General features: G+C 39.6%; 8 protein-coding genes. All 8 read left to right on the forward strand.

The window, feature by feature from the left end; translation table 11 throughout:
- Positions 1 to 5: 5 nt before the first annotated feature.
- Positions 6 to 2,393 carry a PSD1 and planctomycete cytochrome C domain-containing protein gene (locus tag BM361_RS16230; protein WP_254785864.1) on the forward strand — a complete coding sequence of 796 codons (2,388 nt, stop codon included), beginning with the start codon at positions 6 to 8 and terminating at the stop codon, positions 2,391 to 2,393.
- Positions 2,394 to 2,397: 4 nt separating this feature from the next.
- Positions 2,398 to 3,873 (forward strand): DUF1501 domain-containing protein, encoded by a 1,476-nt coding sequence (locus BM361_RS16235; protein ID WP_074980165.1) that lies wholly within the window; start codon positions 2,398 to 2,400, stop codon positions 3,871 to 3,873.
- Position 3,874: 1 nt separating this feature from the next.
- A complete protein-coding gene (locus BM361_RS16240) occupies positions 3,875 to 4,927 on the forward strand; it encodes an NHL repeat-containing protein (RefSeq protein WP_074980167.1) in 1,053 nt (350 codons plus the stop codon).
- Entirely contained in the window at positions 4,924 to 5,736 is an 813-nt protein-coding gene (locus BM361_RS16245) for a chitobiase/beta-hexosaminidase C-terminal domain-containing protein (protein ID WP_074980169.1), read from the forward strand. The genes BM361_RS16240 and BM361_RS16245 overlap by 4 nt, the downstream gene beginning before the upstream one ends.
- A 9-nt stretch (positions 5,737 to 5,745) precedes the next feature.
- Positions 5,746 to 7,857: a c-type cytochrome domain-containing protein gene (locus BM361_RS16250; RefSeq protein ID WP_074980170.1), complete on the forward strand. Its 2,112-nt coding sequence runs from the start codon at positions 5,746 to 5,748 to the stop codon at positions 7,855 to 7,857.
- 20 nt (positions 7,858 to 7,877) lie between these two features.
- Positions 7,878 to 10,208: a glycoside hydrolase family 20 protein gene (locus tag BM361_RS16255; RefSeq protein WP_074980172.1), complete on the forward strand. Its 2,331-nt coding sequence runs from the start codon at positions 7,878 to 7,880 to the stop codon at positions 10,206 to 10,208.
- Between the two features lie 2 nt (positions 10,209 to 10,210).
- Complete coding sequence (locus tag BM361_RS16260) at positions 10,211 to 12,439, forward strand: GH92 family glycosyl hydrolase (protein ID WP_038266620.1); 2,229 nt, start codon at positions 10,211 to 10,213, stop codon at positions 12,437 to 12,439.
- Positions 12,440 to 12,620: 181 nt separating this feature from the next.
- Complete coding sequence (locus BM361_RS16265; RefSeq protein ID WP_074980173.1) at positions 12,621 to 15,260, forward strand: glycoside hydrolase family 3 protein; 2,640 nt, start codon at positions 12,621 to 12,623, stop codon at positions 15,258 to 15,260.
- Positions 15,261 to 15,266: the final 6 nt, after the last annotated feature.

Here is a 15,266-nt window from a genome sequence, read left to right on the forward strand (position 1 = left end):
AATTTATGACCACCAAAAAACACTTACCAAAAAAATGGAAATCACTATGGTTCTTTATAGTGCCATTTCTCTTTTTGTTTTTGTTTAAGATGTTTTTAAACAGGCCTTCCGAAAGAGATTTAAAGGTTATTAAATCTGATGAACATAATGGTTCAGAGGGGGGCGCAGCAGTTGGTGATGTTGGTTTACCTGATGTTATAGATTACAGCTTACACGTAAAACCTATTTTGTCTGATAAATGCTATGCTTGTCATGGGCCGGATGGTGGAACGCGTGAAGCTGATTTTAGAATAGACACAAAAGAAGGAGCCTATGCAGCCTTAAAGGATGATGCGCATGCATTTGCCATTGTTCCTGGTGATTTCGAAAATAGTATTGCCATGAAACGCATTTTTTCGGAAGACCCTAAAACGCAAATGCCACCTCCTGAATCGAATCTTAAACTATCCGGTAATGAAAAACAAGTGCTTAAAAAATGGATTGAGCAAGGTGCGGTTTGGAGCGATCATTGGGCTTTTGTTAAACCTAAGAAAAAAGAGGTGCCAGGGGTTGGCAACACATCCTGGCCCAAAAATGAAATAGATTATTTTATCCTGGCAAAAATAGAGTCCGAAGGATTGTCTCCATCGGAAAAAGCCGATAAAGAAACCCTGTTGAGAAGAGTTTATTTGGATTTGACCGGATTGCCTCCAAGTTTAGAAGATATCGATGAATTTTTAAGTGACCAAAGTAGTGATGCCTATGAAAAGGTAGTGGACAAACTACTGGCTTCTGATGCCTATGGAGAACGAATGGCTTCCGGCTGGATGGATATAGCCCGCTATGCCGATAGTCATGGGTATCAGGACGATTTAGAACGCGTCATGTGGCCTTGGCGAGATTGGGTGATTCATGCGTTTAACGAAAATTTGCCTTATGATAAATTTATCAAATGGCAATTGGCAGGAGATCTTATGCCAAATGCTTCTATGGAGCAGATTGTGGCCTCCGGATTTAATAGAAATCATAAAATAACACAAGAGGGAGGAGTTATCGATGAAGAATATCGCGTTGAGTATGTAGTTGACAGGACCAGTACTACTTCAAAGGCTCTAATGGGGCTTACCATGGAATGTGCCCGTTGTCATGATCATAAATACGATCCGCTTTCGCAGGAAGAGTTTTACGGCATGTACACCTTTTTTAATCAACTTGATGAAAAAGGTAGAATTGAATATAATGAGACTCCGGCCCCTTTCATTACCCTTACGGATGAAGAGGTAAACGATAACTTGTCGTTCATTCAAATGCCTGATTCTGTCAATAAGATTGACTTGATGGTTATGAAAGACGCACCGGGATTGCGAAAGACATACCTGCTCGAAAGAGGAGTGTATGATGCAAAGGGGAAGGAAGTTTCCTTTAATACCCCTGAAAGTGTTTTGGAATTCTCAGATAAATTTGAAAACAATAGATTGGGATTAGCTGAATGGTTTTTTGATGATGATAATCCATTAACTTCAAGAGTCTATGTAAACAGACTTTGGCAACATATGTTTGGTGTTGGGATTGTTGCTACTTCTGACGACTTTGGTAGTCAGGGAGCTTTGCCTACCCATCCGGAATTACTTGACTGGATGGCTGTATCTTTTAAAGACAGCGGATGGGATATTAAAGCAATGTTGAAAAAAATAGCCATGTCTGCTACCTATCAACAGTCATCTAAAATAACACCAAAACTTTTAAAAACAGATCCGGATAATATATTACTTGCCAGAGCACCACGATATAAATTGCCTGCAGAAGTTATCAGAGATAACGTCTTGGCTACAAGTGGTCTCCTGGAAGAAAAAATTGGCGGACCTAGTGTTAAGCCATATCAGCCTCCGGGTTTGTGGGCAGAAACGACTTCCGGGGTTGGATTAACGAAGTATATACCCGATACAGGGAAAAGTCTTTACAGAAGAAGTTTGTATACTTTTTGGAAACGAACAGTGCCGCCACCATCAATGATAACTTTTGATGCTGCTACCAGGGATTTTTGTGAAGTAAAACGTCAAAAAACAAGTACGCCATTGCAGGCATTAGTACTATTGAATGATCCGCAGGTTGTTGAGGCTTCGCGGGTGTTAGCAACCACGACCCTACAGAACGAAACCTTGTCCAGAGAAGAACGTATAAAACATATATTTAGAAGCGTACTTTCAAGATATCCATCCCAGAAGGAGTTGGAAAACTGCATCTCTTATCTAGATGACATTGAAGAAGATGGTGATAACTCAGAAGAGGCTTTTGCGATCCTGGAAATAGGTGCCAGAGAAATTCCTGCTGATATTTCCAAGCATCAATTGAGAGCTTATACCTTACTGGCAAACATGATCTTTAACCTCGACGAAGCGGTAACCAAAATTTAAGGCTATGAGTGAATTGTATAAGCATTTTAATCATAATAATCGGAGGCATTTTATTAAAAATGCCAGCTTGGCACTCGGTGGTCTCGCTATGGCTGCTATGACTGATCCGCTGAAGATTTTTGGTGCCAATTCAAATGCTCAGGCAATGCCTGATCTTGGAAACGGACCTCTTAATTTACCTCATTTTGCTCCAAAAGCTAAAAGAGTAGTATACCTTTTTCAAAGTGGAGGGCCATCGCAATTAGAGTTGTTTGATTATAAACCCTTACTTCACAAACTTAGAGGAACCGATTTACCGGAATCAGTAAGGATGGGACAGCGACTAACAGGAATGACCTCAGGTCAGGCTAATTTTCCGTTGGTTGGAAGTCAATATAAATTTAATCAGTATGGGCAGTCAAGAGCATGGGTAAGTGATTTAATGCCTTATACGGCTAAAATTGCCGATGAACTTTGTTTTGTAAAAACGATGCATACAGAGGCTATCAATCACGATCCGGCCATTACATTTTTTCAAACGGGCTCTCAACAATCGGGAAGACCGAGTATGGGCTCCTGGATGAGTTATGGCTTGGGAAGCATGAATGATAACCTGCCTACCTTCTCAGTACTGCTTTCAAGAGGAACCGGCAGACTCAACGGGCAACCATTATATTCAAGATTATGGGGGAACGGATTCTTGAGTTCCTTACATCAGGGAGTGCAATTCAGAGCAGTGAAAGATCCTGTTTTATATCTTAAAGATCCTGATGGAATGTCGCGGGCAGAAAGACGTAAAATGCTCGACCACTTGGCTGAAATGAATCATTTTCAAGAAGAGAAGTTTGGAGATCCCGAGATCAATAGCAGAATAGCCCAATACGAAATGGCCTATAAAATGCAAACTTCGGTACCTGAAACGATGAATATAGATGATGAACCTGACCATATTTTTAGAATGTATGGTCCTGATTCATACAAGCCGGGGACTTACGCTGCAAACTGTATACTAGCGAGAAGATTACTGGAAAAAGATGTGCGCTTTGTGCAGTTGTATCACATGGGATGGGATCAACACGACAATTTACCGGGCCAAATCGAAAAGCAGGCGAAGGATGTAGATCAACCGACCGCTGCTTTAATTATGGATCTAAAACAACGTGGATTATTAGAAGATACCCTGGTTATTTGGGGCGGGGAGTTTGGAAGAACAAATTACAGTCAGGGAGTATTAACAGATACTAATTATGGCCGTGATCACCACCCTAAATGTTTCTCTATTTTTATGGCAGGAGGAGGAGTGAAACCTGGTTTCACTTATGGTGAAACAGATGAGTTTGGATATAATGTGGTAAAAGATCCTGTGCATGTTCACGATCTTCATGCTACGATCCTGCATTTAATGGGCGTTGATCATGAAAGAATGACCTATAAGCATCAGGGGAGACGTTTCAGGCTTACGGATGTTGCGGGTAATGTAATTAATGATTTAATAGGGTAAAATGATGCAATCCGGAAGAAGAAGTTTTCTTAAAAAATCGGCTTTAGCCACAGGAGGTTTACTCACATTTTCACAATTAAGCAGTGCCTTCAGTATTGATAGAAATAACGATATAATTATAGGTCATAACAATCACCGCTACAAAGTTAACCTGAATTGGGGCGACCTCGACCCAGCCAAGACACCTGTAAAGGACTGTCATGAAATTGTTCAGGATTCTCAAGGGCGTATTGTAATGCTAACCAATCATACAAAAAATAATGTGCTCATTTATGATAAGTCAGGTAAACTTTTGGATAAATGGGGGACGGAATATCCGGGTGGACACGGACTAACCCTGGCCAAGGAAAATGGGGAGGACTTCCTGTTTATTACAGATTATGAACGTCACCAGGTTATCAAAACAACCATCGATGGCAAAGTGGTGATGACCCTTGATTGTCCGTTGGATACCGGTCATTATGCTCAAAAGGAGGCATACAAGCCTACGGAGACCACTGTGCTTGATAACGGAGACTTTTATATTGCAGACGGCTATGGGAATCAGTTCATTTTGCACTATAATCATAAAGGAGAATTGTTGAACGTATTTGGAGGAAGAGGAAGAGAAGAGCACCAGTTTATAAATGCTCATGGTATCTGCTACGATAATAGAGACAAGGCGAATCCATGTTTACTTATAACAGCTCGCGAACAGAATGTGCTTAAAAAGTTTAGCCTGGAAGGTGAATATCTATCTTCAATTCCAGTGCCTGGAGCTCTAATCTGTCGTCCTGTAATTCACAATAATGAAGTTTATTTTGCAGTGTTAAAATCAAAGGAAGCAGCCAACGACGATTCAGGATTTTTGTTAATTATGGATGATCAGGATCAGGTGGTTTCATGCCCGGGTGCTACAAAGCCGGTTTACGAAAACCATCAATTAGATCAATTATACCAGACTATTAGGTTGTTTCAGCATCCTCATGATGTCTGTGTTGATGAAGATGATAGTATATATGTGGCTCAATGGAATTCCGGACAGACATACCCTATAAAACTTACCAGAGTATGAAAAATCTAGTTGTTTTATTGGGGCTGATATTGATCTCAGGCTGTAAGATCGATAAGGACTCCAAAGTTAATAAGTATTTACAATCGGAGGCGGTTGCCTTAGTTGCGCCAACTTTGGTGGCTTCGAATTTGGTGATAGATTCGGTTGCTACCTTAAAAGCTTCACTACCTTATCCGGATGTTGAAATTCATTATACTTCAGATGGTACCGCTCCTGATGAAACATCGCCTGAATATACAGGACCTATAAAAGTAACCAATCCCGGGGTCTACTCTTTTAAGGCATACCATCCTTTTTTGCAGTCCAGTGAAATAAGTACCGTTACTTTTTATAAGAGCGGGATTAAGGTTCGCGAAGTGTCAATGTTAAATGAAATCAATGCCAAATATCCTGGAAATGGAGTGAATACCCTAATCGATAATCAAAAAGGATCAAACAGTTATTCTGATGGTAGATGGATGGGGTTTGATGAAGATGTAGTCGTTGAACTGGAAATGCCATCTGAAAACAAAGCAACCAAAGTCATTATTGGTTATATGTCAGCTACGGGAGCATGGATCTTTTCGCCAGCTAAAATAACTGTTTGGGTTTCTGACGATAAGCAAGATTATACCCAGGTAGGTATGGTGGAGATTGAAACTGAGAAAAAAGGAGATGATACCGCCTTGAAAAATGTCGAAATTCCAATTAATAGAACAGGTAAATATTTCAAAATTAAGATAGAGAATCTAAAAGAAATTCCTCAATGGCATGATGGTAAAGGCACCAGTGCATGGCATTTTATAGATGAGATTATTATCGATGAATAATTTCCCCCAATGAAATTAAAAAGACACATATCAGTAATAGCAGGATTATTAATAGCACAAATAGCCTTCGCAGATACCGGCGATGCTGTTTCTGGTATTACAGGGTTTTTGGGAAGACTGCACCCCATGATTCTACACCTTCCAATAGGTGCTATCTTGCTGGTTTTCTTTCTGGATGTAGCAGGAAGAGTAAAAAAAACATACCCAAAGGAAATTGTAAGGAAAGGTTTAGCTTTTAGTAGCTTCTTTGCAATTTTAGCAGCGGTTTTCGGCTATTTCTTATCCCTTGAAGGTGGTTATGAAGAAAAAACACTAAACCTGCATTTGTATACAGGAATCCTTACCGCTCTGTTGATTACAGTGCTCTTCCTGATGTCTTTAAGTGAATCCAGCGCTGTAAAAAGAAGTTTTTTTCCATGCTTTGTACTTACTCTTATAGCTATTACTGTGGCAGGTCATTATGGGAGTGTTCTAACCCATGGCAGTGATTTTTTAACAGAACACCTGCAATCAAAACCTGAACCTGATAAAGTTGCAACCGTAGACAGTTTGCATTATTTCAATGATATAGTGTATCCGATACTTGATAATAAATGTATCAGTTGCCATAACCCTGAAAAAAAGAAAGGAGACTTATCATTGAAAACAATGAGTGAGATCCTAAAGGGAGGTGAAAACGGGAAGGTTATTAGCGCAGGAGATTCAAAAGAGAGTATGCTGGTGAACGTTCTTCACTTGCCGTTGGAAGATGATCACCATATGCCGCCAAAAGGGAAAAAGCAAGTTACGGAAGAAGAGGCTTATTTGCTATCCTATTGGATTGATCATGGGGCTGATTTTAATAACAAAGTGGTAGCCTATCAAAAAAACGATACCATAAATAAGTTGCTTGAAGCCTATGTGGTGGAAGAAGAGGTGGAACCGGAAGAGGCTGATTTAGCTGATATCCGGGAATTAATGGACAATGGCTTTCGGGTACAGAAGATAGTGGCCGATAAATCGTTTTTAAGTGTAAAGTACCTCTCGAAGAAGATCGATAAAAATGCAATGCGTTTACTTGAAAATGTGGCAGAGCAGGTGAAGGAATTAGATTTAGGAGGTAGTGATTTTAATGATGATTTAGGGACTTATCTGGAGGCTTTTAAAAATGTAAGATTCCTTAAATTAGATAATACCCTAATTACGGATAAGGTATTGGTTCATCTGGAGGAAATCTCCAAACTGAAAATACTGAATCTTCATAATACAGAAGTATCAGAAAAAGGATTGAGTCTTCTTCTCGAAAAGCTACAACCTGAAAAGGTGTATGTATGGAATACAAAAATGGATGATAAGGCATTGGCAATGATTGCCAAATCCAGCAATGTAGAACTTATTTCAGGGGTTTTTGAAGGATTTAATGAAGATGCTACTTTAAATCCGCCTGAGTTCAATAGCAATAAATCGGTTTTTTTAGATACAGTTCAGGTGAAACTAAGTAGTCAGGTTAGAAATGTCCAATTCTACTATACTACAGATGGTTCCGATCCGGATTCAGATTCAGAGCCAATGCCGGAAACATTGCTTATTAAGGAACCACTGATTTTTAAGGCAAAGGCTTTTAAAAATGACTGGTTGCCCAGCCCTGTTGTTACTAGAGAATACTTTAAAGTTAAATATGTAGTTGAAGATTTTCAACTTGAAAAAGAGCCCAATAAAAAATACCCCGGATCCGGGAAACTTTTTGATCTGGTTGAAGGAACTACAAGTTTCTCAGACGGTAAATGGGCGGGGTTTGAAGGAGATGATATGGTGGCGGAAATTACGCTGGGAGAAGCAAAAGAGCTCGAAAATATTACTATAAGCTGTCTGGAAGACGTTAGCAGTTGGATATTTTTCCCAAAATCAATTTCCGTTTATACCAAAGATGAAAACGGGAACTATACAAAGCTGAGTGAACAAGAAACTAGCCGTCGCGGTGATATTATGGAAGATAAGAAACAGCGCTTTACTTTAAACTTCCCTAAAACAGCGATCAAAAATCTGAAAATTGTAGTGAATAACTATGGAAAGTTGCCGAAATGGCACGATGGAGCTGGAAGCGATGCCTGGTTATTTATAGATGAGGTTTTAATATGGTAAATAACAACTTAAATTAATATATGAAAGTGAATTTTAAACGTGTACTTATTTTAGCGCTGGCGGTTTTATTACAGGTTGGCTGCCAAAAACAAAAAACAACTTTTACAGAATCGGATATAAAAATCATTCCTCAACCCAAAGAGTTAACCCTTAACCAGGGATCATTCATCTTTGATGCTGATACAAAATTTGTAGTTACCTCAGATACCCAGTTACAAGCAGCGCAAATATTGATTGACAGGTTTAAAACAGCTGCAGGCTTGGAGCTTGAATTAACTAAAGATCAACCTTCTTCTAATTTCGTTATTTTAAAAGATAATTCACAGCTTGGAGCAGAAGCCTATACATTGGTGGTTGGTGATGATAATATCGTTATAGAGGCTTCAGGTTTAAGTGGGTTTGTTTACGGTATAGAAACGTTAAGACAATTACTGCCGGTAGCCATAGAAAAGAACACGGTAAGTGCAGATGTATCATGGGAAGTTCCAAACGTCAATATTGCTGATGCCCCACGATACAAATGGAGAGGACTTATGCTGGATGTTTCTCGTCATTTTTTTGAAAAAGATTATGTGATGAAGACCATCGATCGATTATCATATCTAAAGATGAATACACTACACCTGCATTTGGTAGATGATCAGGGATGGCGCATAGAAATTAAAAAATACCCAAAACTGACCGAAGTAGGTGCTTACAGGGTTGACCAGGAAGATAAACACTGGAATGCAAGACCCAGAGCAAAAGCGGATGAAAAGGGTACCTACGGTGGCTTTTATACCCAAGAGGATATAAAAGAAATAGTGGCTTATGCTGAAAAGCGAGGAATTACCGTTGTACCGGAAATTGAAATGCCTGCACACGTAAGTAGTGCGGTTGCAGCATATCCTTCTTTATCTTGTTTTGAAACTCCTATATCTGTACCATCAGGAGGTTTATGGCCTATCACTGATATTTATTGTGCAGGGAAAGAATCAACTTTCGAATTTCTTGAAAATGTACTTGTAGAAGTGATGGATTTGTTTCCTTCAAAATACATCCATGTAGGAGGAGATGAAGCAACTAAAACGAATTGGGAAAAATGCCCGCATTGTCAGAAACGAATTAATGCGGAAGGACTTGAAAATGTAGAAGAACTTCAAAGCTATTTCATCAAAAGGATGGAACGTTTTATTAGTTCAAAAGATCGTATCCTTATTGGATGGGATGAAATTCTCGAAGGCGGTTTGGCTCCGGGAGCTACCGTAATGAGCTGGAGAGGTGTAAAAGGTGGTTTAGAAGCATCAGAGCAAGGCCATGATGTAGTAATGACTCCGGGATCACATTGTTATTTCGATCATTATCAAGGGCCTCAGGATTCTGAGCCAGCTGCATGGGGTGGATATACTCCTTTGAGTAAAGTATATGAGTTTGATCCAACTGTCGATGGGATGTCTGATGAGCAAGCAAAGCATGTACTTGGTGGTCAAGCCAATTTATGGGCTGAATATATACCTGATACCGATCAGTCTGAATATATGATTTATCCAAGAATAGCTGCTTTGTCAGAAACACTATGGAGCCCTAAGGAAGGTAGAAGCTGGAATAAATTTACGACGCGGATTATTCCAATGTTCGATCGTTTTGCAGCTATGGGAATCAATTATGCTCAGAGTGTTTACACTATTAGAGAAGAGGCTATTGTTGATGAGAACACAGGTGCTGTATCTGTTTCACTAGCGAACGAGATCGAGAATTCTGACATAAGATATGTTCTTAATGATGGTGATCTAAATACAGATGCTGTTACCTATGATAAGCCAATTCAAATTACAGAGACTACCACAATTAAGGCTTCTTATTTCGAGAATGATAAACCTTTAGGGGCAGTATTTGAAAAAACCTTTAAATATCATAAGGCGGTTGGTAAGAAGGTAACTTATAATACAGAGGTGAACGATAGGTACCAGGGTGCTGGTGCAACTACGCAGGTGAATGTATTGAGAGGTACCAAGAATTTTCACGATGGTCAATGGCAAGCATGGCTGGCTAAAGACATGGAAGTGGTTATAGATCTTGATGAACCTACAGAGATTTCAAAAGTTTCTGTGGGAGCGTTGGAAAATCAGGGTCCTGGAATATACTATCCAACCATGGTTGAGGTGTGGACTTCTGACGACGGACAGAACTTTGTGTCTGCGGGTAAAACAGAAAGAGCTTATGCTGCCACTGGAGATGCAACCATTAAAGACTTTGAGGTGACTTTTGAGAAAAAGAGCGCACGTTATATTAAGGTGAAAGCTACGAACCTGAAACAAACACCTACTGGTGGTGGCGTGTTTCTCTTTGTTGATGAAATTATAGTAGAATAAAAATGAATTTAAAGAAAATAACTTTAGGGCTTTTCTTTTTGGGTAGTATGCTTACTGCCCAAAAACAAGCCGTCGAATATGTGAATCCTTTTATTGGGACATCGAATTACGGAGCCACAAATCCGGGAGCTATTGCACCAAGAGGAATGGCGAGTGTTTCACCTTTTAATGTCGCCGGACCACAAAATTTACCACACGAAAAGGATAGTCGTTGGTTGTCAAATCCGTATGTGCATCAAAATACATTCCTTACCGGCTTTACCCATGTTAATTTGAGTGGTGTAGGTTGTCCTGATCTTGGAGTGGTAATTACCATGCCAACAACCGGTGCGGTAGAAACCAATCACTTGAATTATGGAACCACCTATACGGACGAAAAGGCAACAGCCGGTTATTATTCCGTAAATCTGTCAAAATATAATGTAAAAGCAGAGGCTACTGCATCTACCAGGGTTGGTGTTACCCGATATACCTTTCCGGCTGGAAAGTCGAATATCCTTTTAAACCTGGGGTTGGGCTTAACCAATGAACAAGGAGGTATGGTAAAGATGGTTGCTCCTGATGAAATAGAAGGTTTTAGAAATGTTGGATCGTTTTGTTACAACAGTCCGGAACAGGCATATCCTGTTTATTTTGTGGCTAAATTTTCAAAACCGGCAGAAGAATTCGCCATCTGGAATAAGCCTTATAAATATGAAGGCGTTGAGGCGCAATGGATGGGCTACAATGGGAAGACCAGAATAATGAAAGGGTACACGCGAGAAGTTGTCGGAGATAGTATTGGAGCCTATGTTACCTATAATTTTGATAAACAGACTCAGGTGGAAGTGAAAATTGGAGTTTCCTATGTGAGTATAGAAAACGCCAGACAAAACCTGGAAAAAGAGGTGGGTGATATGTCTTTTGATCAAGTGTATGACAAAACGAAAAATGAATGGAATAAGGCATTGTCTACCATAGAAGTTGAAGGTGGTACTGAAGATGAGAAAACTGTTTTTTACACGGCATTATATCATACGCAGATTCATCCCAATACCCTGAATGATTACAATGGTGAATACCCTGAAATCGGTACTGGAAAAATTGGTAAAACCAGTGGAACGCGATTTACGGTATTTTCGCTATGGGATACCTATAGAAATTATCATCAGTTAATGTCATTATTGTATCCTGATCAGCAATTGAACATGGTTAACAGTATGTTGCAGATGTATGATGAAAATGGATGGCTGCCTAAATGGGAACTAAATTCAACAGAAACTTTTACCATGGTTGGTGATCCTGCTTCTGTCGTTATTTCAGACACCTATTTGAGAGGGATTAAAGGTTTTGATGTTGACAAAGCATATGAAGCGATGCTTAAGGGGGCCAATCAGATTGAAAATAACCCGCTTCGCCCGGGCTTGGAAGAATATATAAAAAATGGGTATGTGAGTGTTGACAGTAAAATAGGAGGTCCCGTTTCCACTACGCAGGAATATAATATTTCTGATTATGCAATAGCTCAGTTCGCCAAAGCCCTCGGGAAGAAAGAAGATTATAAAACGTATTATAAGCGTTCTTTATCCTATAGAAAGCTTTTTGATAAAGAATTTGAACTGCTACGTCCTAAATATAGCAATGGAGAGTGGTATAAGCCCTTCGATCCGAATAAAGGAGCAAATTTTGAGAAAAATGTAGGGTATATTGAGGGTAATGCCTGGCAGTATGCCTTTATGAATCCTCATGATATCAAAGGAAACATTAAGTTGGTTGGGAGTAATAAAAAATTCGTTACACAACTTGATAACATCTTTGAAAAAGGGCAATTCGATATGGCTAATGAACCTGATATTGCCTATCCTTTTTTATATAACTATTGTAAGGGATATGAGTATAAAGCCCAAAATAGAGTTCATGAATTAATCGCGGAATATTTTACGAATAAACCTGCCGGACTTCCAGGAAATGACGACACCGGAACGATGTCTGCATGGGTTATTTATGCAATGATGGGAATATATCCCGTAACTCCGGCGGCACCAATGTATACGATTACCACCCCTGTTTTTGATAAGGTTACCATTCATCTCGATGAAAACTATTATGACAATAGTACACTGGTAATAGAGAAACAAGGGAATGATGGAATTATCTCAGAAGTAAAATTAGAAGGTAAAAACATCAGAAGCTTTTTTATCGATCACGATGAGCTGACCTCTTCCGGGAAAATGGAAATAATATTGAAATAAACTACCTCAGGCTAAGCCTGTGAAGTGCCTGCCTGAATAATAAATTCGGGCAGGTTAGCATAAAAACAAACAAACAAACAGTCCGACATTAGTTTCGTGAAATCTCGTGGAGAATGTTTAACAAGGACAATTGTCGGAGCAATTTAAAGCTCACTTAGTGAGAGAAATAACTGACAAACTAATGAAAAAACTAAGCTTTATAGTCATTCTTTTAGGGGTGTTTTGTTTAAATGGACAAAACAAATTTCCCTATCAGGATGCCTCTTTACCTGTTGAAGAACGCGTACAAGATTTATTAAAAAGGATGAGCCTTGAAGAAAAGGTGCGTCAGATGGATATGTACCGGGGTGAGAATTTTAAAACGGATGAAAAATTCGATAAAAAGAAAACTGTCGGGCATATAAACGATTTGGGAGTAGGTGCAATACATGATATCTACCCAAGATCAGCTAAAATGATTAATGATTTACAAAAACATGTCATAAAGAATAACCGATGGGGAATACCTGCGCTTATCATGTGTGAAATGTTACATGGATATGTGGATGATGGAGCCACTGCATTTCCTATGAATATTGGTTTAGGTGCAACCTGGGATACTGAATTGATGTATGAAGTCGGACGGGTAATTGGAACTGAAGCACGAATCAGAGGTGTGCATTACGGCCTGGGACCGGTTTTAGGAATTGGTCGTGAACCGCGTTGGGGTCGTGTAGCTGAAACTTTTGGTGAAGACACCTATCAGGCTAGTGAAATGGGACTCGCTATGATAAAAGGAATCCAGGGTGATACTTTGGCTTCTTCTACTTCTATAATAGCGGAGCCAAAACACTTTGCAGTACACAGTTATCCACAAGCCGGAGGAAATTCATCGCCGATAATCGTAGGTGAACGTACAGCCAGGGAAGATTTTTTACCCGTTTTTGAAAAAGCCTTTGTCGAAGGAGGAGCACTTGGAACAATGTGCGCCTATACTGAATTAGATGGAATCCCTTGTGCAGCAAACGAATGGCTGCTTACAGATGTGTTGCGAAATGAATGGGGTTTTAAAGGTATCGTTATTTCAGACCTGGGAGCTATTAAATATGTGCAGACGACGCATTATGTAGCTGACTCTCCAAAAGATGCGATTAAACAATCTGTAGCAGCAGGGGTTGATATGCAGTTCTATGATTTCTCTAATGAGTTTTGGCAAAAAACGCTTGTTGAATTAGTGAATGAAGGAGACTTGAGTATGGATGCCATCGACAGAGCAGCAGGAGGTGTTTTAAGACTTAAGTTTTTGTTAGGATTATTTGAAGATCCATATACAGATGCAAAACTGTTTGATAAGCTGTATCATACGGAAAAACACCAGAATATTGCATTACAGGCAGCTCAAAAATCGGTGACCCTGTTGAAAAATGATGGGAACTTATTACCGTTTAATGATGATGTTAAATCAATAGCAGTTATAGGACCTAATGCCGATGAAACCCGTCTTGGAGGATATGCGGTAAGAAATAAAGAAGCGATTACAGTACTAGAGGGAATCAAAGAAAAAGTAGGAGATAAGGTGAATGTGTTTTATGAGGAGGGTGTTCCTTTAATCATAAAAGGACAGATTATTTCTTCAGAGAACTTGTGGACTCCCGATGAATCCTCGAATGGCCTTAAAGGAGAATATTTCGACAATAGAAGCCTTAAAGGTGAACCTGTTTTAACCAGAGTTGATGATGAACTTGAATTCGATTGGCCATGGTCTCCCGGAGAAGGAGTGCCTGATGATCAATTTTCGATTCGATGGACTGGTTTCTTAAAGCCAACCACCTCTTTTGAAGGTTGGCTGGGCTTAAGTTCAGATGATGGTGTAAGAATGTGGGTAGACGATAAACTTATCGTCGATAATTGGACAAAAGGATCTACTAACATAGTAACCCATCCGATGAATTTTGAAGCAGGTCGAAAGTACAAAGTGCGTATCGAAATGTGGGAAGGAGGCTGGGGAGCCCGTGCACATTTGAGATGGAACCTGAAAAAAGTTGATTTCAATCCGGCAGTTGCTATTGCTGAAAAGGCCGACGTAGCTGTAGTGGTAATAGGAGAATCAAGAGAGCTTGTGGAAGAAAACCGGGATGTCGCAACTTTAGATCTCCATGGTAAACAATTAGAATTGATACAGGCCATACAAAAGACCGGAACACCTGTGGTTTGCGTACTGCTTAATGGCCGTCCGTTGTCTGTTAACTGGATCGATAATAATGTGCCATCTGTTCTGGAAGCCTGGTTTCCGGGTGAAAAAGGGGGACAAGCTATAGCAGATGTACTCTTTGGAGATTATAATCCTGCAGGAAGGTTGTCTATTACCGTACCGAAATCTGTAGGACAGTTGCCAATATACTACAATCAAAAGCCATCGGCTATTCACAGATATGTGGAAGAAAGCGAAGATCCTCTATATCATTTTGGATATGGCTTAAGTTATACCACATTTAACTACGACAACCTTAAATTAAGTGCTGAGACCATTGGCAAGGATGAGAGTGTAGAGGTTTCCGTAAATGTATCGAATACCGGTGACTATGACGGGGAAGAGGTTGTTCAGTTGTATATAAATGATGTATATTCTTCGGTAACAACACCACGTAAAGCTTTAAAGGGCTTTGAACGTGTGTTTATCAAAAAAGGAGAAACGAAGGAAGTGACATTTGAACTTACTCCCGAAGAACTGGCAATCTGGAATAGAGATATGAAAAGAGTGGTTGAACCCGGTAAATTTCAGGTAATGGTTGGAGGAAATTCAATGGATACCATAAAGACATCATTCGAGGTGACTAACTAAAAAAAT

It is taken from the genome of Zhouia amylolytica (assembly GCF_900116365.1).
Lineage (GTDB): Bacteria > Bacteroidota > Bacteroidia > Flavobacteriales > Flavobacteriaceae > Zhouia > Zhouia amylolytica.